General features: G+C 45.9%; 19 protein-coding genes. 13 read left to right on the forward strand and 6 right to left on the reverse strand.

Going from position 1 to position 23,563, the window contains the following annotated elements; all coding sequences use genetic code 11:
- Positions 1-79: 79 nt before the first annotated feature.
- From AC58QD_RS20510 to AC58QD_RS20530, 5 genes are all read right to left on the reverse strand, one after another.
- Positions 80-955, reverse strand: coding sequence for a carbohydrate ABC transporter permease (locus tag AC58QD_RS20510; protein WP_497336698.1), 876 nt, complete (start codon positions 953-955; stop codon positions 80-82).
- A 55-nt stretch (positions 956-1,010) separates the two neighbouring features.
- Positions 1,011-1,910 (reverse strand): ABC transporter permease, encoded by a 900-nt coding sequence (locus AC58QD_RS20515; protein ID WP_497336700.1) that lies wholly within the window; start codon positions 1,908-1,910, stop codon positions 1,011-1,013.
- A 112-nt stretch (positions 1,911-2,022) separates the two neighbouring features.
- Positions 2,023-3,591, reverse strand: coding sequence for a type 2 periplasmic-binding domain-containing protein (locus AC58QD_RS20520; protein ID WP_497336702.1), 1,569 nt, complete (start codon positions 3,589-3,591; stop codon positions 2,023-2,025).
- 143 nt (positions 3,592-3,734) lie between these two features.
- A complete protein-coding gene (locus AC58QD_RS20525; protein ID WP_497336704.1) occupies positions 3,735-6,071 on the reverse strand; it encodes an AraC family transcriptional regulator in 2,337 nt (778 codons plus the stop codon).
- A gap of 18 nt (positions 6,072-6,089) precedes the next feature.
- Complete coding sequence (locus AC58QD_RS20530) at positions 6,090-6,968, reverse strand: AraC family transcriptional regulator (RefSeq protein WP_497336706.1); 879 nt, start codon at positions 6,966-6,968, stop codon at positions 6,090-6,092.
- Positions 6,969-7,089: 121 nt separating this feature from the next.
- On the opposite strand from AC58QD_RS20530, the gene AC58QD_RS20535 reads away from it, so the two are divergent.
- The 7 genes from AC58QD_RS20535 (at position 7,090) to AC58QD_RS20565 (ending at position 15,245) form a co-directional block, all read left to right on the forward strand.
- Complete coding sequence (locus AC58QD_RS20535; RefSeq protein WP_497336708.1) at positions 7,090-8,424, forward strand: DegT/DnrJ/EryC1/StrS family aminotransferase; 1,335 nt, start codon at positions 7,090-7,092, stop codon at positions 8,422-8,424.
- Between the two features lie 123 nt (positions 8,425-8,547).
- Positions 8,548-8,907, forward strand: coding sequence for a Lin0512 family protein (locus tag AC58QD_RS20540; protein WP_497336710.1), 360 nt, complete (start codon positions 8,548-8,550; stop codon positions 8,905-8,907).
- Between the two features lie 260 nt (positions 8,908-9,167).
- Complete coding sequence (locus AC58QD_RS20545) at positions 9,168-10,166, forward strand: phosphotransferase enzyme family protein (protein ID WP_497336744.1); 999 nt, start codon at positions 9,168-9,170, stop codon at positions 10,164-10,166.
- 490 nt (positions 10,167-10,656) lie between these two features.
- Complete coding sequence (locus tag AC58QD_RS20550; protein WP_497336712.1) at positions 10,657-11,196, forward strand: hypothetical protein; 540 nt, start codon at positions 10,657-10,659, stop codon at positions 11,194-11,196.
- 257 nt (positions 11,197-11,453) lie between these two features.
- The gene (locus tag AC58QD_RS20555; RefSeq protein WP_497336714.1) at positions 11,454-13,109 is read left to right on the forward strand and encodes an RNA polymerase sigma factor; all 1,656 of its coding nucleotides are present in this window, start codon (positions 11,454-11,456) and stop codon (positions 13,107-13,109) included.
- A 39-nt stretch (positions 13,110-13,148) separates the two neighbouring features.
- A complete protein-coding gene (locus AC58QD_RS20560) occupies positions 13,149-14,126 on the forward strand; it encodes a hypothetical protein (protein ID WP_497336716.1) in 978 nt (325 codons plus the stop codon).
- Positions 14,127-14,279: 153 nt separating this feature from the next.
- Positions 14,280-15,245, forward strand: coding sequence for a hypothetical protein (locus AC58QD_RS20565; protein ID WP_497336718.1), 966 nt, complete (start codon positions 14,280-14,282; stop codon positions 15,243-15,245).
- A 122-nt stretch (positions 15,246-15,367) separates the two neighbouring features.
- Here the strand turns inward: AC58QD_RS20565 and AC58QD_RS20570 are convergent, their stop codons facing one another.
- Positions 15,368-15,571, reverse strand: coding sequence for a hypothetical protein (locus AC58QD_RS20570; protein WP_497336720.1), 204 nt, complete (start codon positions 15,569-15,571; stop codon positions 15,368-15,370).
- A 670-nt stretch (positions 15,572-16,241) separates the two neighbouring features.
- On the opposite strand from AC58QD_RS20570, the gene AC58QD_RS20575 reads away from it, so the two are divergent.
- From AC58QD_RS20575 to AC58QD_RS20600, 6 genes are all read left to right on the forward strand, one after another.
- Positions 16,242-17,078, forward strand: coding sequence for a metallophosphoesterase family protein (locus AC58QD_RS20575; RefSeq protein ID WP_497336722.1), 837 nt, complete (start codon positions 16,242-16,244; stop codon positions 17,076-17,078).
- 48 nt (positions 17,079-17,126) lie between these two features.
- On the forward strand, positions 17,127-18,206 hold the full coding sequence (locus AC58QD_RS20580; protein WP_497336724.1) for an ABC transporter ATP-binding protein: 1,080 nt from the start codon (positions 17,127-17,129) through the stop codon (positions 18,204-18,206).
- Positions 18,206-19,078 (forward strand): carbohydrate ABC transporter permease, encoded by an 873-nt coding sequence (locus AC58QD_RS20585; protein WP_497336726.1) that lies wholly within the window; start codon positions 18,206-18,208, stop codon positions 19,076-19,078. The genes AC58QD_RS20580 and AC58QD_RS20585 overlap by 1 nt, the downstream gene beginning before the upstream one ends.
- Before the next feature lie 45 nt (positions 19,079-19,123).
- Positions 19,124-19,921 carry a carbohydrate ABC transporter permease gene (locus AC58QD_RS20590; RefSeq protein WP_497336746.1) on the forward strand — a complete coding sequence of 266 codons (798 nt, stop codon included), beginning with the start codon at positions 19,124-19,126 and terminating at the stop codon, positions 19,919-19,921.
- 31 nt (positions 19,922-19,952) lie between these two features.
- Positions 19,953-21,281: an ABC transporter substrate-binding protein gene (locus AC58QD_RS20595; RefSeq protein ID WP_497336728.1), complete on the forward strand. Its 1,329-nt coding sequence runs from the start codon at positions 19,953-19,955 to the stop codon at positions 21,279-21,281.
- 174 nt (positions 21,282-21,455) lie between these two features.
- Complete coding sequence (locus AC58QD_RS20600; RefSeq protein WP_497336730.1) at positions 21,456-22,703, forward strand: DUF4153 domain-containing protein; 1,248 nt, start codon at positions 21,456-21,458, stop codon at positions 22,701-22,703.
- Positions 22,704-23,563: the final 860 nt, after the last annotated feature.

Genomic DNA, 23,563 nt, shown 5'->3' on the forward strand with positions numbered 1-23,563 from the left:
TCTCATAAGAAAAGTAGAACAAGAGAGGGCAGGAAGATGGAGTGGAGAAACGAAGTGTTTGCCTTTGTACTTTGATTCTTTACTCCTTCAGCGATCCAAGCATTGCTCCTTTGACAAAATACTTCTGCAGGAACGGATAGACGAGCAGAATCGGAATCGTCCCGAACAAAATGATGCCTGCTTTCAACATTTCAGGGGTAGCTGGCCGAGACAGATCAACGGTGCCGACCTGAGAGAAGGTGCCCAGGTTGTCCTCGATAACCAAATTACGAAGCAGCACCTGAATAGGGAGCAATGATTTCGTATGAATATAGATCAGCGCGCTAAAGTAAGAGTTCCATTGTCCAACTGCGTGGAATAAGGCAATTGTAGCAATGACAGGCATGGACAGGGGGATCGCGATCCGCAAATAAATACTGGCTTCCCCGCAGCCGTCAATCTTACCAGCATCGAAGAGCTCACTCGATATACCTTGGAAGAAGGTTTTCATGATAATGACGTTAAACGCTGTAAGAGCACCAGGAACCATAAGCGCCCATAACGTATTATCCATCTGCAGAGAGCGGACCACAAGGTAGCTTGGGATCAAAGGTACGGAGAAGACGAAGGTAACAATTATCCCTTTTAGGACCAGACGGCGGAAGGGCATTCTGGATCGGGAGAGGGAGTAAGCGATCGTCGATGTTAGAATAAGCGCGATGACGGTTCCGAATACCGTGATGTACACACTCACACCCAATGCACGCCAAAGGGAATCCGTAGCAAATATAGTTTTGTATACTTGTACATTCCAGTCTTTCGGCCAGAAATACACAAGCTTGGCTCCCACATACTTCGGCCCGCTTAACGAAACGGCTATAAGATGCACGAGTGGAGCAACCATGGATAAACTCACGACAATTAGCAGCATATTATTCGACCAATTGAACAGCCGATCTGACTTGAAGGATGGCATACCCGGCCCCTCCCAATCCATAATTTTAGTCCACCAGCACTCTCGATTTATTCAATCAATAGATGCTTTCACCTGTCGTTTTTTTGCTTAACTGATTGAGACCAATTATAAGGGCAAGGCCTATCACCGATTTGAAAATACCTATGGCGGTCGTATAGCTGAATTGTGCTCCTAACAGACCGACCCTGTATACATATGTGTCAATCACCTCACCCACATTACGGACCAACGGATTGATGAATATGAGCACTTGCTCCACATTCGTATCCAACACACTTCCGATGCGAAGGAGGAACAGCACTACGATGGCGGGTAACAGCGAAGGGAGCGTAATAGACCACATCTGCCGCCAGCGTCCTGCTCCGTCGACCATAGCTGCCTCGTACAAATTCGGATTGATGCCTGCGAGCGCTGCCAAATAAATAATCATGCCCCAACCCGCTTCCTTCCAGATACCGATTGACACCAATATGCCTAGGAAATTGTCAGGGTTCGTCAAAAAGTCTTGAGGGTTCAAGCCGAAATTTTTCAGGATGGTGTTCACAAACCCGTCCATTGCCAACAGATTAATAAAGATCCCGCCAACGATGACCCAGGATAAGAAGTGAGGCAAATACAGCAGCGTCTGTACGGAACGTTTCAACCACATTCTGCGCATTTCATTCAGCAGCAAGGCTAGCAGGAGCGGTGCGGGAAAGCCGAATACAATCGAGAGGAGGCTAAGGATAAGCGTATTGCGAAGGATCTGGAAAAACTCTGCGAACTGGAACATGTTCTTGAAGTGGAGGAAACCAGCCCATGGACTTTCCCATATCCCCATAAACATGTTGTAATTTTTAAAAGCAATAATGTTGCCGCCGATCGGAACATACTTGAACACAATGAAGTGTATGATGCCTGGAAGCGCAATTAGGAACAACACGAGCGCATCTCGTTTGGAGGCATTTCGGAACATGCGGATCTACCCCTTTCCCCACAAAATCGTGCTAAGTCAAACGGAGCCGTCCGATTAAGGACGGCTCCGTTTATTCAGACTGTTACATTACAAGGCTTACGATCCGTCGCTGTTACTTTTTGTTATGGAATTTGTTGTACCAGGCGGTTGCTTCTTCGATGGCCTGATCGCCGCCGCGTCTCTTCCATTCTTTGACGAACTCGTCGAAGGAAGCATCCAAGTCTGCCTTGCCTGTGATAACCTTGGCGAACATATCCATGAACAAGGTTCCTCCGCCAAAGGCAAGCTCCGGGCGGGTTTTCAGAGCTTCGAGCACCGGCATATGCAAGCCGTCATTTTTATAAATCGATTGATTAGCTGCATCCAGGCCTTTGGTCAGTAATTCTGCGTTCGGGTCGACAGCAAGGACAAGGGGATCCAGTCGGCCGTCTTTACGAGGGTTTCCGGTTGCACGGAAGAATTCATTCGCGTCATTCTCGGTATTCGCTTTGCTGTTGGCATCGTATTTCACTTTGCCATTCTCCATCGTGTAATTGTATCCTTCGATGCCGTAGGCAAAAAACTTCTCCGCTTTTTCATCCGACCAAGCCCAATCCAGAAACTTGATTACATTAATAGCATTTTTACTGGAAGAAGGAATGACCCATACGAAGCCGATTTGATCGCTGACAGGAGACAACCCTTTGCCTTTAGGTCCTTCAGGTCCCGGAAGCATAGATATTTTGACGTTTTTCTCATTTACGAATAAGCTTGGCTGCCAATCGGCTGCATAATTGGGAACGTCGTGCATCCAGGAGCCGCCTTTGCCTTGTTTGATGCCGGCGCGCCAATCGCTGCTTTTGTTCGTGAAGAGGTTCGGGTTAATGTAACCCTTTTCATATAAGTTTTTCCAAAATTTCAAGCCTTCCTTGATCTCGGGCTGGATAAGTCCAGCTTGAAGCTTGCCGTCTCTGAGAATCCATTCTCTGGGATGAACGCCGAATTCCTTGAAAAAGATATCTCCATAATCCAAATTTTCTCTTACATAGAAACCATATTCATCATTGGGATCGCCATTTCCGTTCATGTCCTGCACTTTGACTGCTTCAAAATATTTCAAGTAATCGTCCAATGTTTTGGGCTGCTGCATATTTAATTTATCCAGCCAGTCTTGCCTCATGTAGATGACTCTGTACGCTGGAACTGCTGCAAGGGAAGGGATGCCGTATATTTTACCGTCTTTTGAGATTTTCGGACTGTCCCATTGCTCTTTTGCTATTTTTTTCTTAATGTTCGGTCCGTATTTATCTAGAAGTTCGTTGAGTGGGGTAAATACGTTTTGTTCCACAGCGCCCGGGTGGATGGTGGATAGAATACTATCTGTCCTTACCAGATCGGGTAAGTCTTTGGAGGCGAAGCGGACTGTCATCTGCTGCACAAAATCTGCATTATGTCCTACAAATTCATACTTGAGATTAAATCCAGACAGCTTGGATAATTCCTTGGTGTAGATATCGTCCTCCTTGTACTGCATGGCGTACTTAGCCAGGGTGTGTGAGAGCAGGATGCTGACATTCTTCGGGCCATCTGTGCTGGTTTCCTTGGATTCGTCCTTGCTGCTGCATGCTGAAATTACCGTAACGGCTAGCAGGGAGACTGCCATCATACCGGCAACTCGCTTCTTCTCAAATACGTTTTTCATAACATACCCCTTTCTGGCCCCAACTGGATTGTGTTCAAAATCAATATAGGTTGCCAAGGGTTTGATAAGCAATTATCAAATGATAAGAAGCGGTTTGCTATAATGATAAGGAAATGAGCGATACTGATAACTGCTCGAAAGCCCTAGTCCGACAAGGATTGTTCACGGAATTTCCCAGGTGAGGTGCCGAAGAACTGCTTATAGGCTCGAGTGAAGTTGGTCACGTTCGTATAGCGAAGCTGATCCGCAATTTCCTTGATGGGTTTGTTAGAATGGCATAACCATTCCTTGGCTTTCTGCATGCGGTGTTCCATCAAATACTCGCTGAATGATTTGTTCGTCTCTTCTTTGAATAGCCGCCTCAAATGGGAGGGGGACACACGGAACTCTTCCGCTAGCTGCTGTAAAGTCAAGTCGGTTTGATAATGCTCTTCCAAATAATGCAGAACCTGGTTGATCAGTTTCGTTTGCCGGCTTATCGACAGATCGTTGATTCGCAGCTGCACAGCTGGAAAAACGGTGCCTGATAACCAGTTCTGAACCTCAAGAATGGTTGGCTGAGCATGCAGCTCCTTGTAAGGATCTACTCCTAACGCTTCTTGCAGATTACCTCCATAACGATGCAGCATATTTTCCAGTTCACCAAGCAGATAGGCAAATGAACCGATCACGGCTTCCGCACTGTGAATATACTTTGGAAGCTCTAAGATGAGCGAGGACAAATCGCTCTCGGCTTCTTCGAGATTTCCATTCATGACCTGGTACACGATCGTTTTCTGAATTTCACTGAAATTATGGGTCATCTCTATGTCTTGTTCATCGATGCGGCTATGGCTTATGGTGACATTCGGCCCCAGTAAGAGGCGGTGACGCAGAAGTGCCAATGCATCTTGGTGACAATCATGAATATTCGTATACCCTGTTCGAAACGGACTTACAGCGATACTCACCGTGAACTGGAAATACTGACTTATATACTTGCGAATATCGTCCATCAAATGATTCAGATGGTTCGCGGAGGCTGCATCAAGTGCAGCTTCTGCGTTAATCATGACGGCCAAGAGTCCCGGTTGAGTGGCTGTTGTCAGGCACGGAAATGCTTCTCCGAGAATTTCTTCAATTATTTTGCGCATGGAGTAGTGGATCAGGGTTCGGTCCTTCTCTTTGTACTTGTGACTGAAATTCACGAACTGGTCAACGGCAACAACCGCTACGCAGAAGTGGTTCCCTTTCATCGGGAGCTGGAAACGTGTTACATGCTGGGCCATTTGCGACTCCGACATTTCTCCTAGCAGAAGCTGCTGAATAATACTTTGCTGCAAATAAGGGGATTGCTCGTGGAGCTCCTTTTTAAGCTGACTGTTGGCCCTAACCATGTTCTCGATCCAAGTATCCAATGCCTTCAATCCGTCTGTAATTAAATGCGGACCCTCCAGCGGAGAAATTGATTTTTGCAGGATTCGAGCAATCGGATTGTAGAGCCTATAAGAACCCAATAGTGCGACAAGGATCCATACAACTAGAATAATGGCTGCAGTTGCCCATGTAATGACACGTATGGAATCAGAGCGCGATGTCAACACCTTGGTGGGCGTCACGATAATATAGGTCCAGTCCGCAAACTGAGAGGTTTGAGCCGATACTGTGTAATCGATCCCATCAAGCTCATAATGACTAGGGAGCTTTCGTGTCGTCCCGTCTTGCCCTCCGAGAGAGTACAGATTCAATCGGGTACCGATGTCGTTCGTATCCTTGCTGACCACAATTTTCCCATTCTCGTCGACAATCAATATTTTACTGGCCATGCCCTCCGACAAAGAGGATAAAAACTTAATCAGCTCATGCACACTCACATGAAGAATAATCAGGCCGTCGGTATAGTTAGTCGATAAGGGAACCGGACGGAATAACAGCAGGTCTTCCCGATTTCGATTCGGGTCAGGAATCACCATGAAGGAAGAATTATAGAGAGGCTTTCCCTGAGTTACAATGTCCTTGATCTGCACGTCCGTCAGTTTATTGGAATCGGTAGTATTGGTATAGGTGTAATTGTATTTGAGATAAGCAAGCGTGACATGAAATTTGATTGTGGACAGACTGCTTTCCCTGCGAATCACTTCGGAAACCTCGAGGGTTTCATTCAGATGATCGATAGTGGGGCCCAATTGGATAGATTTCTCCAACGAGAGGTTAGTAGCGAGACGGATCGAGGTAATATGTAGGCTTTTAATCAGATTGTTCATTTGGAACTGGATTTGATTGAGTGCGGCTGTATGGTTCGCATTCACTTCGTTCTGCATGCTGCGTGCGGTCAAATAAGAAGAAGATAGTCCTACGATAAGAACAGGCGCAATACTAAGAAGCAGGGAAAAGAGAGTTAGCTTGCGTTTAAAGGACAATTTACTGAAGAATGAGGAAAGCGTTTTCACGTTAAATTCCACCGCCTTCTTAATCATCTTACCTATGATCATAGGACCCATTCCGTCTTTTGTCCACCCTCAAATAGGATCCAAAGCATGTCTATACTCGCTTGGTGTTTGCCCTCGAATTTCACGGAATACACGCAGAAAGGTACGATAAGATTCGAACCCGACCTCAGCGGCAATGTCCGCCATAGACATCTCTGTAGAGACGAGCAAGCTGGCGGCACTCTTGATTCGCAAACCGTGCAGATAGGTTAGAAAGCTTTGGCCGACGTGTTCTTTGAACAAGCGGCTAATGTAAGGGGTGCTCACACGAAATTGCCGCGATACCGATTCCAACGTGAGCTTCTCCCGATAATGAACATGCAGATACTGAAGCACCTTCCAGAAATTAATCTTGTTGTCTGTTGGTTCCACAGGAATGGTTGGGGCAGCGACCTGCTGAGAGGCGCGAACGAATAACAGCATCGCTTCTGTCAGCTTGACACGAATGAGGCTGCTTCGACCGACGGAATCAAGATGGTTGTACTCCTCATGTAATATTTCCAATATACTTCTCATACGTTCAGCCTGAGGTGGAGAGAAATTGACGAATGGAGGTATACTCGAGCCAATTTGAAAAAGCAGGCTGGACAGCTCTGATTCGTACGAAGAGCCGAGCAGCATGTTGATATCGAACATACAGCAATATTTGGTTACCGACATGCCGCTCTCGCATTCGATTTGATGCATATGGTGCGGAAGCAGGAAGGAAGAAGCGCCATCCTGGAGCTGATGCCTGGTGCCGTTAATGATCTCGACTCCTCGCCCTTCCAGTACGAAGGTCAGCTCCACTACATCGTGATGATGAAGAGGCGTCTTACGGACGTTATGGATAGAGATATAGAAAGGGAGATTCCCTTTAAAAATAGTTCGATTAGCCACAATATCCTCATATAGCGGATAAACGGTCATGCGAGATTCCCCCGGTTGTGATTTGACAGAACCCATTTCGGTTTTGGCGCACGAGCTCATTGGTTCTATTATAACATGAAATACAGGATTGATTGATTCCTATCTCAGGAGGATGAGAACTATGAGTGACAGTAAGCTCGCATTATTAGGTGGAACCAAAGCAGTAACTTTAGAGCAAGGCAATCTTTTTACATGGCCTATTATTACGCAAGAAGATGAGGATGCAGCATTAGACGTCTTGCGCAGAGGGGCTATGTCTGGTACGGATGTGACCCTGCAGTTCGAGGATGACTTCCGCAAGTGGCTGGATGTAGACTATGCCCTGGGCTTCCATAATGGAACGTCCTCCCTGCAAGCAGCTATGTATGGATGCGGCATTGGGGTCGGGGATGAAGTCATCTGTCCGAGCGTCACCTATTGGGCTTCTTGTACGCCTGCCTACACACTTGGAGCTACCGTTGTATTCGCGGACATTGATCCCGTCACATTGTGTATAGATCCTAAGGATATTGAGCATCGCATCGGCGAACGCACGAAGGCGATTATTGTTGTTCATTATTTTGGCTATCCCGCTGATATGGATGAGATCATGGCGATTGCCCGGAAGCATAATTTGAAGGTTATTGAAGACGTCTCCCATGCACATGGAGGAATCTATAAAGGCAAGAAGCTAGGGACGATAGGCGATGTGGGAGCTATGTCGCTTATGTCTGGTAAAGCGTTGGCTATCGGTGAAGCAGGGATGCTGGTTACTAATAATAGGGAAATTTATGAACGCTCTATTGCGTTAGGACATTACGAACGGAACAATAGTCAGATTATACAAAGTGAAGCGCTCTTGCCTTATATCGGGCTGCCTCTGGGCGGATATAAATTCCGTATGCACCAGATGAGCTCTGCGGTCGGCCGTGTTCAGCTTAAGCACTACGATGAGCGGAATGAGGAAATCGGTCGCGCTATGAATTATTTCTGGGATTTGCTTGAAGGCGTTCCAGGGCTAAGAGCGCATCGTCCTGCGAAAGGGTCCGGCAGCTATATGGGAGGCTGGTACGCAGCGCATGGCCACTACAAGCCGGAGGAGCTCGGCGGGCTGTCGGTTACTCGGTTTACTGAAGCTGTCCGGGCAGAAGGTGTAGAGAATTGTAATCCAGGTTGTAATATTCCGCTGCACCAGCATCTTTTGTTTAAGGAAGCGGATGTGTACAACCACGGTAAACCTACCCGGATCGCCAACGCAGGAAGGGATGTAAGACAATTGGACGGAGATTTGCCGGCGAGCGAAGCGGTCTCGACACATTTGTACAGCATACCTTGGTTCAAGCATTTCCGGAAAGCTGAGATTGAGCAGCACGCTCTCGCATTCCGCAAAGCAGCGGAGAACTATAAGGAGCTGCTGGCTAGCGATAAAGGGAATCCTGTTACCCTTGGCGGATGGAGCATGTTTGCACGGAGATAATCAGAGAAGAGTAAAGAGGCAGTGCCGTCATTCAGGACCGGCACTGTCTCTTTGATTTTCCTGCTTTATCCTTTATAGTGGGATCAGAAGAGCAAGTGAGTTGATTTAGGAGGAATAGTCAGAATGGATAAAGTGATGTTCATAGAAATCGGAACAGGAATTGACCTTCATGGTCAGAACGTAACCAAAGCAGCAGTTAGAGCGGTGCAGAATGCGATCCATCATAACTCGATGCCAGGGATCCGATCCGTGCTTCCTGGAAATGACCTGAATAACATGAAAGTAAACGTTCGTCTGGCAGTACCTGTTGATCGGGATAAACTGGACTTGGCGTTGGTGAAGGCAGAGCTTCCTTACGGTCAAGTTACCTTTGATGTTGTGGATGGGGGCATGCTTACAAGCAGCGGAATTGTCCTCGCGGATAAAGAAGATCAGAACGATCTGGTGTATGTGGTCATTGCTTCGGTGGAAGTGGGTTACTAAGTTAATATGGTTATGGTCTGGGTAAGCGTTGTGATCGCAGTTGCAGCGGTAAGCTATTTGCTGTGTGAAACATTGTTGGTGCGACGCACGGAACATTGGCTTGGCACTCCGGATCTCTCGAAATTTACTTAGGAAGCACTTCTACATTAATCGTGGATTGGGCACAGTGAAGCTTCCTGTCAGGTTCGCTTGTCCGCCGGAGATTGCTGTTTTTCATATTGGCGGCAAAGTATAGACGAAGGAGATAACTTGTGGAGCATATGGATAGGCTTAAGAGGGCTCTACCTGCATTTGGATTAAACCCCGAGACATTGATAATAGAGAAAAGGCTTCAACCCGATAGCTGGCATGGGGATCTGCATTTCAAGATTAAAATTAACGATCAGGCATTCTCGGCGAGATTCATCGGCAGGAAGCGATATGAACATCAAGTATATGCCGAGTTAACAGATGAGGTTCTGTCCGAGCAGATTAGATTTAGCATCTACCTCTGGGAGTCTGGGATACCGTTTATGAAGCATAGGCCGACAGCAGCGGGGGAGCTTTTTCATCGGGTCAAGGTTGGTGAGGAGGATTGGAGGTTCGTTCTGTTCGAATGGCTTGAGGGCGAACATTTGACGCACGGATCGGTAACGGTTGCGGAGAGATTTGGCAGGATGGCAAGGGAAATAAATGATTTCTCATCCGGCTATAGAAGTGAGATCTTTACTAAACAATCTCATGTTCAAGGCTCAGAGCAGTTTCTGACAATGATCCGTAATCAGTGGGAACTAACAAGTCTTTCACCTGACTCCAACGACCTTCTCCAGCACTACGTGACTTTAATACAATATCATATTGAACAGGCAAGATCGGATTTGCTCGAGTTCGTCATTCAGTCCGATCTCAATCCGCTTAATGTTCTTTGGAACAAGAATGAGGAAATATGCGGAATTGTTGATTTTGAATCCATTACTTATACAGATCGGGTTGAAGGATTGGCCTGGTTGATCAAATGGTACTCCAGAACGGGCGGGGTCGGCTCACATGAAATGTCACCCGTTCTTGCTGAGACTGTATTGCGCGGATATGGTGCAGACAATCTGTTAACGCGAAAGGAGCTTCAGAGGCTTCCGTCACTGCTATGGCTAAGCGGCTGTTTGAACTGGAATTTCACGGCGAGAACAATTGAATTGCTTAAGAATGGGGATGACTTTCAGTTACAAGAGCAGTTGAAGAAATATTTGAAGCGCGGAGAGAAGCTTGTTGGGCTTGTGTGAAGCTTGCGCGAGCAGCGTACGAACAGTCATGTTCAATGCGCTATGTTGACTATGGAAGGAAAAGGGTGCCGATGCAGACTATCTAACTAACGTGTGATGAGTAACTGCAGAACCTGCAGTTAATATCATTTAAACGTAACCTATTTGAAAGATAACTGCAAAACCTGCAGCTAATTATTAGACTTTTATCGAAATGAGCAGGATAGGATAAAATTAACAGTACGAAATGCAGTTAATTTGGTGAATGGCCTCAATCCCAAAAAATTAACTGCAGCTTTTGCAGTAAAAGGGGAGTCGTCGCGAACACACACTTTTAAGCAAGGTAAACACATGAGCTTTATGCAGTCAACTTACTACTTGAAAAACACGAACAAATGTGCGATATATAAGGTGATGGGGATAATTACCATTAACTATTACGATAGACATGTGAGGGCGACCAACCATGATAGTACATGATCATCGGAGATTATTAAGAAGCTATTATGAAATGAAACCGAATTCAATTGAAGTATTACGAGTGCCGAGTCTTCAGTTCATATCACTGGAGGGCAAATGCAAGTTGAATGGCCTAGGATTGCCAGAGGATACAGGCTGGCCGATTTTCAAGATCGTTAATCAACTGAAGAGGATTGCCAAATTCAGGTTGGGCTATCCATTCAAGCTGATGCCTCATGAGTATGTTTGGCATGAACAACAGGAGGACGGTCAATGGTCCTATACTCAGTTGATGCAAGTTCCGGATCTTATTGATTATGACATGTATGAGGAAGCACGAAGGTTGGTAGAGAGAAATCATAAAAACGAACATGTAGCCCCAACGAAGCTGCATCGGGCGGAGCAAGGGAGTTCCATCCAGAAGCTGCATAAAGGACATCATAGAAACATGTCCCGAACACATGAGGAAATTCAAACATTCGCTAGCAACAATGGATACACCGTAAGCGGTAGTCCGAGAATGATTCTAGTCCATTGGTGTGCACACGATCCAGATAAATGGGAGTCCATCATAAGAGTTCCTATTCAATAAGCTTTCTAGATAGACCCTGCAACAGCGATTGGAGCCCATCTTTTTGCCCTTCAACGCGTCTAACTGAACTCAACCACCAAAAACCGTTGGAGTGATCTTCTCCAACGGTATTTCTTATTTGTAAGCCTCCACGAAGTATGTAAGAAAAAGGGTATTTCACAGCTGTCACGAAAGTATTAGAAAATCTTTTTGGATCGGTATGATTTGAGCTCAGAATTCCATCACTTCATGCATCTATTCAATCAGGAGGGATAACGATGGAACAGGCCATTACGGATGGCGACTTGATTGAGCGGGCACGCAGCGGAGATAGCGATGCATTCGGGGAACTCGTAAGGAGGCATCGATCAAAAGCATTCGATTGGGCGCGGAATTTGGCGCGTGATCCGCATCTGGCTGAGGATATCGTTCAGGAGGCGCTGCTGCGGGCATTTATGCATCTGGGGTCGCTGGCAGATCTAGACCGTTTCTTGCCGTGGTTGTATCGCATTGTTCGCAATGAAGCGTTAATGAAGCTGCGTAAAAGTGAGAATTCCGGGAGGGAGCGCACGCTTACAGGTTTTGTGCCAATCGGGAAAGAGGAGAATGAAGTTAATTGGTTTGATTTGGACAGCATTCTACTTTACATGCGTATTACGAGAAACCCTTCGGACGATCCTGGAGATCCATCCGCAAGGTTAGCTCACAAGGAGTTCTTAGAGACGATGCATCATCTCTTACGATGCCTAACTGCAAAGGAGCGCTCTGTTTTTGAAGCTCATTTCTTCAAGCAGCTTTCCCCCGCTGAGATTGCGGACCTATTTCGCACGACGACAGACAACGTATACCAGTCGTTAGCACGCGCCAGAATCAAGGTCCGAGAGGAGCGGGTGCGTGTGAAGCTTCGCGAATACATACTGGAACGGAAAGATGCGAGTGTGTTAGAGAAGGCGGTGCTCTTTCTAAGGAAGGGATCCTGCGCAAAAGAGTGGAAATCCTGCAAAAATTCGTTTGCAGGCGCGGTATCCGCTATGTTATGTCACATGGGACGCGACGAGTACTCCTTAGCCGATGTAATGGGACTTACAGGTCAGGCGTTTCGGCTTACGATAGAGGAGGAATGCATTGACGTAACAGGTCCCATGATGTATTTCTGGGAGCCGAAGTTTCGGGATGGCTTATTGAATTTGGGCTACGAGAGCAAACACAGCGGAGATGGAGGAATGCCTCCAACACCGTTCATGTTAGGTAAAGGTATTACGCATATTCGGCATTCCATTATGCGTGGGGTGCCCGTTGTTGCCTGGGATTTGTTCACACCGGAATTTGGGATCATCTACGGGTACGACGATGCCGAGCAACTCCTGTACGCAGAGGACAAACGGGCGAAGAAAACAATCCGTTACGATCAGTTCGGAAGAGGTGCTTCAGGAGGTTTGTTCGTAATATCAGTAACGGAAGAAGCTTCAATCTCCTACTGGACCGCTGTCAAAAATGCACTCCATATGGCAATCCGACACATGCATGGTGAACTGACTTTCGTTGGTTATGTATGCGGCTTGGATGCTTATGACTGTTGGATCACAGCTTATCGAAGGCGCAGTGTTGATCCACTAGGGAATGCATACACCGCTGAGATCGCGGCAGACGCGAGGGAGCATGCGGCTTCGTTCTTGCGCAAGCTGGAGCAGCAGTTGGCGAGCGCGGGTTATACGGATAGCTCCGCAATCGCCGCAGAGGCTGCACGATGGTACGAGAATATTGCTGCTGCGTTAGGAGAGTTATGTGGGTTATTCCCTTTTCCTGCTGGCGGCTCACCGAACGATCCGGTGCAGGCCGAGATGGCGATTCAGATACTTGAACGAGTGAAGCAGGAAGAGGAAGCAGCGATCTCGGAGTTAATTAAGCTAAGTAAAGGTATGGATTGGATTTAAGCCAGGATAGGACTACACCTTATTATTGGAGGCGATGAAATGAACGCGCAAACTGCAAAAGTAATTGAAGGCTGCAAATACAACGGAAGCAGGAGTAATCTATCCATAATAAATGCTTACAGCGCGTGTTTTAAGTACTGGAACAGACCTCATGTGCACACCCCATGGTTGTATGGGGCAATAGCTATCCCTTTTCTTTTTCGCGTTGGTAAAGATGTGAACACCGGCCCGATACTACACGAGCTGCCTTACAACCGCATCGTTGATTTGTTGAACAACCTCGGTGTGAGGGTAGAGGGTATAAGCGGAACAGCAGCCGGGAATGAACTCGATTCCCTTCGCAAGAAAGCTTGGGATGCGGCAAGATCGGCCATTGATGCAGGATATCCATGCTTCGGGCAAGGGGTATATTTCAATTACGGGGAGACCAGCGTCATACAGGGCTACGATGCAGCGGAGGCTGTGTATATATCCAGCTGCTGGCATGACACTCAATTGATCTCTTGGAAGTCGCTTGGTGAACGGGATGGACTTATTGACCTTCACTGGATGATGCTTGATGGCGTGGCGGAAAATGACGTTCGGACCATAAGGGACGCACTCGTGCTTGCTGTGCAATTTGCAGAGGGAAGTCTGACCGGGCCCGAGACGCTTGTAGCAGCCGCAGCTTATGAGCACTGGGTGACTGCGCTCAGAAATGGCATTGTAGACGGCTGGTACTTCGCATACAATACGCATGAATGGGATACTTGCCGAACGAACGGATACAAATTTTTGATAGAAGCCAAAGGACGTCTTGGAGATCACTCACCTGCAGCACTTGATGATGCTATTGCCTGCTTCAAGAAGGTTAGTGAGAAGTTTAATCAAATCTATCAATTGTTCCCATGGGAACAGCCGCGTGGATTAATTGAAGACACCGAACGTCGATTGGAAGCGGCCAAGCTTCTTGACGATGCCAAATATCATGACGCTGAGGCGATCGATGCATTCCGCAGAGTCATTGATGCCTTGTAATCTATATGATGAAACTAATCAGGAGGCGATCGTATCATTAAAGTAAGCTTGGAAGACTATCGATTCAAAGGTTTCCATAAATCACACATAGGGGCATTGAAGTCGTCCTTAGACTACTTTAATATTCCATGCTCCTCCTCTTGGATATATGGCATGACAGGAAGCGCCTTCGTTACCGTTGTGGATGAGCGCATGTCAGCGCCCAATACCGGAGAACCTGAGGCAGAGATGTTCCAGCTCGCCGCTCACTTAGGGCTTGATGTTGCAGGATTTCATACTTTTGCGGATATAGAAACGTTCAACAGGCTGCAGCAAGAATGCTGGAATGCGGCCAGGGCTTCCCTTGATCGCGGACTGCCTGTCTTTGCCAAGGAATTGGACTTGGGGAATGAGACGTCTCTTGTATATGGTTATAACGATACGGGGTACTTCACACACTCCTGGCATGCCGGCACCGGACATGAAGGCTATGACGATGTCATCCCGTGGACCATGCTGGGGCGTAATTATTGTCCATGTTTCTCCTGTCGAACACGTGCACTAGAAGGGAGTTGGTCCAGGGACGATGTCTTTACTGGCAAGCAAGAGGAAGGCGGTTTCATCTCTATGCATTGGGTATCGCCAATAACCCCATCTGATGATCTAACTGCACTCCGCGCAGCCATGAAATTCTATGTGGAATTCGCCAAGCTTGGGACTTTCGAGTGGGGCGGGCGCATTTACTACAATGGTATTGCAGCCTACGATCAATGGATTGGAGCACTGAGAAACAATACCATTCTCGCTTTTTACATGGGTTACTATGCTGACATCATGCATGAAAGCCGACGATATGCACGGTTGTTCCTGAGTGAGGCAAGTGTGAAGTTTGGCGGTGCGCTAGCGAATGACCTTGCCCGCATGGCCGAGCATTATAAAAATATCGAAGAAGAGTTCCGATTACTGAACAACATGTTTCCGTGGAGCCAGCCGCACACCCCCATTGATGATCCGGATCGTAGGCAGGAAGCGGTGAAGCTCTTGTCACGAATTCGAGAGTTAGAGGCGGAAGGGATCCGAATGATAGAAAAGCTTGAAGAATCAACAAGGCAGCATTCTGCAGTGCGCGCTCCAAACTGAACATTATGTTTCTAAGACCTGGTCAGAGGGGATTTTGTCACCGCTAGGCCAGGTTTTTCAATTTTATTTTTTGAGCTGAGCTGGCTAGTTTTCTATTTGGATCCTTATTTCAATTTCGATGTTTAACGCTTGCGGGTGATGCGGTAGATCTCGGAAATTATTAAGTAACCGAGCCAAATCATAAGCACAATTCCAACAAGGTTCAAAATGAGTGAGACATAACCCGACACGCCGGATCCAAATATACTCGGCACATCAGATTGTTTAATGCTTGTGAAGATAAAGCCTACAATGAACCCTATGAATATCTTGATCATTTTCTCCATCTTTTCATCACCTTTCAAAAATATAATTTCCAATATATGAAACTATACCATTATTATACTTGTTTTAAGGGGATAAGTTAGTAATTAAAAAACGAGGAGGATCAACTCATTGCAAAATATGGGCAGGAATATCTAGACTACATGTCAAAGACACGCTATCGGCTTTATGCGATTTTTCATTGTATTTTCCGGATCTGCAGCCCTGGTGGTTATTTCCGTAAGAAGCTATATGACATATTACTAAGCTGTTCCGACCCGTCTGCAGATAAGCCACTTTACTACTGCCTATTTTAGCCATTCTGGCATTCCAGCATCATTTAGCCAATCCAACTATCCTCTATTCCGCGTGAACCCTGCCCAATACCTCTGAAACCAGCTCAATAACCAATAGTAAAATTTGCTATCTCAGCAAAGCCCACCTCTCCCGCTCAATTAACCTATACTATCACTGACTAAACCGTTCTCAACGCGAGGTCTTAGCTCAACCACCAAGAACCTTATCGAATGTCTGGTAGGGTTTTTCGTGTTATAGCAAATTATGGTAAGCAGCTCAGCCTTTCCATATAAATTGTTTACATGCATTTGATACTAGGATAATAATTCACCTGTAATCTGATAGCAGTCCCCTTAATCACAGCGTAATCCACCACAATAAATGGAGGTAATGACAATGCGGATCAATCTACTAGGAGATTTTCATTATTCGCGGATGGAGAACGGTACAGAAGAGATGCTGCAGGCAAGAGATAAAGCATTCCAGGCCATGCTTAGCAGCTTTCTGGAAATGGAAGGACAATTCCATATTTCATTGGGTGATCTCACACATGAGGGATATCCGGAAGAATTCCAATATGTATTCGACCAAGTTGACGCAAGCGGCCGCAATTTCATCCATGTGCTGGGCAACCACGATACGTATTCCATCCCCAAGGCAGACATACTGGGTATTACCAGGCAACAACGATATAGCGCAGTCGACACCGATGAAGTACTGCTGATCTTCCTGGATTCCACGAAAGAGATGGATCATGATGATTGGGGCGGAGAGATGGATGCCGAGCAGCTGGAATGGTTGCAAGCTCAACTCGAACGCTCAGGGGATAAGCCGGTATTCGTGTTCGCCCACCATCCGATATATGAAACAACTACAAGATCAACAATGGATAAATTATCAATTCACCCTCAGTTCGATATGAAATCGATATTGAGTCAAAAGAAAGGGCTTGGGTTTTACTTTTGCGGCCACAATCATGCAAACTCGATCTTTCAGGAGAACGGTTGGCATTATATTCAGACGGCGGCATGCCTCGATATTCCTGCAATTCGCACCGTTGAGCTTAAGGACGGTCAAGTACGGACACAATTGCTGACGATGGATCACGAGGAGTTAATGACTCATATTGCCTGCTTTAATACCCGGATGAAGGGATTCGCTCCTGTTCTGGATGCGCGCGGAGCCGACACGGACTGGGTTCTAGAGGTTAACCTGCTGGAAGCTGTTAAATAACAGGCTCTCGTTTGACCATACTCGAACAGAAAGCAAAGGTGAATTTCATTGGCACAGATTACATTAAAGCATATTGAGAAAAGCTTTGGTCAAGAGAGTGTCGTGAAGGACTTGAATCTGACTATTCAGGATGGATCATTCACAGTCCTGGTAGGCCCATCGGGTTGCGGCAAGTCGACAACACTCCGGATGATAGCGGGACTAGAGCAGCAATCTGGCGGTGAAATCTGGATTGGGGACCGCTGCGTCAATCAAGTGGAGCCAGGTAAAAGGAACGTCGCTATGGTGTTCCAGAATTACGCGCTGTACCCCATGATGACAGTCAAGGAAAATATTGAATTCGGGCTCGTTAACCGTAAAGTTCCTAGAGCAGAACGAGATCGACTAATCCAAGAGATTACCGAGATCGTGGGGTTAACCGAGTATTTGAACAAAAAGCCGCAGGCTCTCTCTGGCGGACAGAGACAACGGGTGGCATTAGCTCGGGCGATGGTCAAGAGTCCTGCGGTATTCCTGATGGATGAGCCTTTGTCCAATCTCGATGCGAAGCTTAGAAGCCAGATGCGGACAGAGCTGATTCAGCTTCACAAACGACTCGGTGCCACATTCGTATATGTCACGCATGATCAAGTGGAGGCTATGTCGATGGGGGATCAGATCATTATTATGGACAAGGGCCGCGTGCAGCAAGCGGATAACCCTATGTCGATCTATTATGATCCAGCCAATATGTTCACCGCTCAATTTATCGGCACGCCGCCCATGAATATTATGAAATGCTCGGATCTGCCAGGGATAGTGGCATTTACGGCGGGGAATAGTGACTCCCACTACGTGGGCTTCAGACCGGAAAAGGCGATCATTTCCGAAGAAGTTAAGCATGATCGACTATCCATCGCGGCCAGAATCATTACTCGTGAAACGTTAGGTGCCGAAATCATTTATCAGCTGGAGTCGAAGGTAGGGACGTTCTCCGTGAAAAGCTTCCTCAAACCGCTGGAACAAGTGTCGGATGTGTATATCTCGGTCTCTTACTCGGATTTATATTATTTTGACAGAAGCGGGCTTAGAAATCGGGAGGCAGACAAAGCGGAAACTCGGAGATTGGTAGCGGGGGGCTCGCATTAATGCCTGTATGGAATCGGCTTCGCCCTTATATTATGGTTGCGCCTGCGATTATTGTCTTTTCTATCTTTTTCATTTACCCGATTTTTTACATGATTTATTTGAGCTTGCATTCCTGGGATTTTATTAGTCCAGATAAGGATTTCGTAGGGCTTGAGAATTTCACAGAGCTATTCGACACCAGAGAATTCCGCCAGGTGCTTAACAATTCCTTGAACTATACCCTCCTGACGGTCTCGTTGACCACGATGATTTCCTTGTTTCTTGCCATGTGGTTGAACAGAAAGGGAATGTTATACGGAATTGTACAGGGAGCGATCTTCAGTCCGCATATCATCTCGCTTGTGTCGGTATCGCTTGTGTGGATGTGGCTTATGGATCCGCAATTCGGATTATTGAACTGGTTCCTGGAGCTGTTGGGTTTGCAAAAGTTGGAGTGGCTAAGCAGTCCTAAGAGCTCACTCGGTTCACTGGTTCTCGTAGCGGTATGGAAGGGTGTAGGGTTCAATACGCTAGTGTTTATTGCAGGGCTGCAGAGTATACCTAAGGATATGTTCGAGGCTGCGGCACTGGACGAATCGGGCAGGTGGAGAACCTTTTACAAGATCACACTGCCCATGCTGTCTCCGACATTGTTTTTCCTGGTCATTATCAACATGATTGGATCCTTCCAGGTGTTCGAGACGATCGCTATCATGACACAAGGCGGACCGGTGAACTCCACGAATACGCTAGTCTTTTATATTTATCAATATGGCTTCAGATTTTTCAAAATCGGTTATGCATCTGCTGCTGGTGTTGTGCTGTTAGCGGTTGTAGGACTGCTTACCTTGTTGTATTTCAAGCTGCTAAGCCGAAAAGTCCATTACCGGTAGGAAGGTAGAGGGAATATGCCAATTACAAAGCCATTACTGAAATCGATGAATCTGCTAGGCATGATCCTCTTGGTTGCTGCTTTTGCTACACCATTCGTATGGATGATCTCTACATCGCTCAAATCGTATACGGAAACCGTCATCTTCCCGCCCATCTGGGTCCCAAAGGAGATCAAATGGAGCAACTTCGCTGAGGCGTGGAACTCGGGTCCCTTTTTAAGATATTTCATGAACAGTGTCATCGTCTCAGTAGGGATTCTCGTTTTGCAGTTTATGACCATCATTCCGGCTGCATACGCATTCGCTAGATATCGTTTCACAGGAGATCGGATTTTATTCGGTGTAACGATGATTACTCTGATGATTCCCGGACAGTTGATTTTCCTCCCCGTTTTTTTGCTGCTTAGTAAGTGGGGGCTGCTCAATTCGCTGCTTGCGTTGATTCTGCCTTTTGCTTCAAGCGCCTTTGGTATTTTTCTGCTGAGGCAGTCGTTCAAACAAGTCCAGGAAGAGCTGATCGAGGCGGCCAGACTGGATGATGCAAGCGAGTGGAAGATCATTCGAAAGATCATGGTGCCTATGGCCAAACCAACTCTGGTGACCTTTGCCTTATTCAGCTTTATTGCGCATTGGAACGATTACTTCTGGCCGCTCGTTATGACGACGACGGAAGCAGCAAGAACTTTGCCTATAGGAATTGCCAAGATACGGGAGGTGGATGGAGGAACCGCTTGGCACATTTTGATGGCAGGCAATCTGATTCTGGTCATTCCGATCTTGATCGTATTCTTTATGGCGCAACGGCAAATTATCAAGGCTTTCGTGTACACAGGTGTCAAATAACACACTCATACTATTATTGGAGGGTTACCTAGTGAAAAAGTTAACGATCGCTGCTGCGGCAATGTCACTGATCTTCACAATGACAGCATGTTCTTCCGGTACCAACTCTGCTTCAGGCAGCACTACTACTTCTGCAGGCCAGACCAACAATGCGGCAGCCACAAGCACACCTAAGAAGAAGGTCGAGATTAATTATTGGTACTCCTGGGGAGATAAGATCGGCGAGAACAATGAGAATCTGGTGAAAAAATTTAACGAATCACAGGACGAAGTCGTCGTGAAGGCCACCTTCCAAGGTTCTTATGATGAGCAGCACTCCAAAGCCCAAGCCGCATTCGCGGCGGGAAATGCGCCTGAGGTTTGGCAAAATGAAATTGCATCCATTGGCATCTTCGCCAAGGCAGGCATGACGGAAGATTTAACCCCTTTTGTGAACCGAGATAAAGTGGATATGAAAGATTTTATCCCTGGATTAATGGGCAATTCTTATTTAGATGGAAAGCTGTATGGACTTCCGTATTTGCGCAGCACACCGTTATTATACTTCAATAAGACGATCTTAAAAGAAGCTGGACTTGACCCTAACGGTCCGAAGAACTGGAAGGAATTTGAAGAGTATGCGCGCAAGACTACGGTTACAGGTAAACGTGTAGGCATCACAATGCCTATAGATATCTGGTTCTACGAAGCATTCGTAGCTCAAAGCGGCGGGAAGATGATTAGCGACGATGGCAAGAAGGCAGAGTTCAACTCTGAAGCAGGTATCGAGCCGCTTAAATTCATCCTTAAGCTGAAGCAAGAAGGGATCATTAAAGTACCAACAACGGATGACGCTGGAACACTTGCGAAAGTGGACTTTCAGAACCAACGCTCCGCTATGTTATTCTCTTCAACAGCTGACTTGACCAAGCAGATGCAAGTCGCTCAAGAATCCGGGTTTGAATTGGGGACAAGCTATATGCCGGCCAACAAAAACTATGGTGTTCCGACAGGCGGCGCGAACCTGGTCATGACGGCAAAATTGTCCAAAGAGAAACAGGATGCAGCATGGAAATTCATTCATTGGATGACTTCCAAAGAGCAAACGATCTATGCCAGCTCCTTTACAGGCTATTTGCCTAGCCGTATTAGTGCCGTTAACAGCGATGAAATGAAGAAATTGTACGCTGAAAAGCCATTGTTCAAGGTAGCTGTAGATCAATTGGAGCATGCAAGACCTCGACCTATGCTTAAGGCTTATCCGGAAATTGCAAAGATCATCAAGGATCAAATCGCCCTAGCTATTGTAGATCCATCGATAACTGCCGAGAAGACTATAGCAGAAGCAGGTACAAAAGCAGATAAGCTGTTAAGTAAATAAGATTTGTACATGCAAGAAGACTCGTATGAACGATTCATGTTCATGCGAGTTTTTTTCATAGTGAATGTTTAAAACAACAATAACGTATCTAGTAACAATCAAAATATATTGCAAAACAATAAATTATGTGTTAAATTCAATTTTAATATGACAATTATTAAGGGAGGTATAACCATGGACATTAACAATCTGATTATTGACAATATTGCTAACCCCCATGAGCTGGAGAGATTGTTTAGAAAAGAACCCGAAGCATTTAAAAAGTCATTCTCATACGCCTGGGAACAAAACCCTGATTCGAAGGTTCTTGCCGTTTGGTATGAAAGATTGCATTTCAAGGAGACGGCAAGTACAGAAAAAGCTTCCTTGCTTCAGAAAGATTTCTTATTCATGGGCATTTTAGCAATTCTGGCCGGGATTAGCACCAGAATCATTTTTCATTTTGTCGGACAGGAAACAATAGCCCCTGTTAACCTTGTTTTTGGGATACTTCCCTTTATTGCCGCCTATTTTGTATACAATAGCATCCCCAATAAAAATGTTCTTTACACCCTTGCATCGTTATTCCTAATTTCCGGATTATACCTTAATATGCTGCCACTGGAGTTTAAAGACAGTATTATCCTGGCTTATATACACCTTCCCATTTTCTTATGGGTATTATTAGGGCTTGCATTTACAGGAAATGAATATGGCATAGGCCGAACAAGATTAGCCTATCTTAAATTCAATGGGGAATTTTGCATACTCTACGCTAGCATGGCAATTAGCGGAGGGCTGCTAACCGCATTAACCATGCAGTTATTTACATTTGTCGGCATGGATATCTCTGAATTTTATTTTCAAAATGTCGTTTTATTTGGTGCTGCCGCTCTCGCTATTGTGGCTACATATCTGGTATCAAGGAACCTTAAACTTGCTAAAAATATTGCACCCTATATAGCCAAAATTTTTAGTCCTCTTGTACTGGTCACATTGTTGGTTTATCTTATAACAGTTATCTGGGTCGGAAAAAATCCATTCTTAGATCGTAATTTCCTCCTCTCCTTCAACGGAATACTTCTTAGCGTATTGGCCGTCACCATATTCTCCATTACCGAAAGCGGCACAGACGAGAAAAAGAACATTTCGGATTATATCAATTTTGCCCTAATTGTTCTTGCACTTATCATTGACAGTGTGGCTTTATCAGCCATAGTGTTCAGGCTTTCTTCTTATGGGATTACGCCCAACAGACTTGCTGTTTTAGGCGTGAACATACTTATCTGGGCCAATCTAATTTGGATTATGCTCTCCTATATGCGTTTTCTACAAAACAAAACCGGACCTTCAACCATCCAAGATGCCGTTACTAAGTATTTGCCGGTCTACGGACTTTGGGCAGCTTTCGTTACATTTACTTTTCCTTTAATTTTTCATTAGACCAACATTTTTCCGACACCAAAGACCTGGCCATCGGCCGGGTTTTTCAGGAGTATAGAAAGTATAAGTTTTGGGGCGGAACCGAAGGTTACCCCTTTTTAAACGGATATGAAAGTTTAAGTTCTTTACCGTACTGAAGCATCCGGGTAGCGCCCTTTCTTAGTATATCTTTCTTGTTCAAGGGCTTAGCAAAGGAGTTTGCTGGTCAAAAATTCTCTAGCTAAGAGTTCAAATCCAGTCCGCTTCCAGAGATAGGGGACAAAATGTCTCTTATCTCTACGAGACGCTAGGAATAGACTGGAATAGGGGACCTGAGATCCCTAATCATCGAGAAAGCTGTGAATAAAAGGCTTTATTTTCATTTAGGTGACCTGAGTTCCCTTATTCCTTCAGATAAGTGGGCACTGCGAAGGATAAGGGAACTCAGGTCCCTAATTTTTTCTTAATACATCAGAAATTCGAGGGGCTGCCCTTTTTAATTAGTGATAGGGTTAATAAATATTAGAATTTCTTTAGCGGACTGAAGTAGATGTCGATGATTTATACACAGATAGGCTATTTCCGTGAGTTTTCGCGTCTAGATGTACAAAATTTCGACATCTAAGGCCCATTTCGACGGGTTTTGAGTCTATAAGGGGTGCGATTTGAAGAGTTTTGCTCTTCTGTCAAGAAAGTAGACCCCCCTAACTCAGGCAACGTGTCTGTAGTACTCCTGTTCGAAGCGCATCGGTGACATGTAGCCAAGGGTGCTGTTGGATCGTTTTCGGTTATAAAAGAACTCGAGATAGCGGTACAACTTCTCAAACGCTTCTTGTTTGGTTTTGAATTTAGGGTTGCAGTAAATAAACTCACGCTTCAAA

It is taken from the genome of Paenibacillus sp. J2R1T-4 (assembly GCF_059692235.1).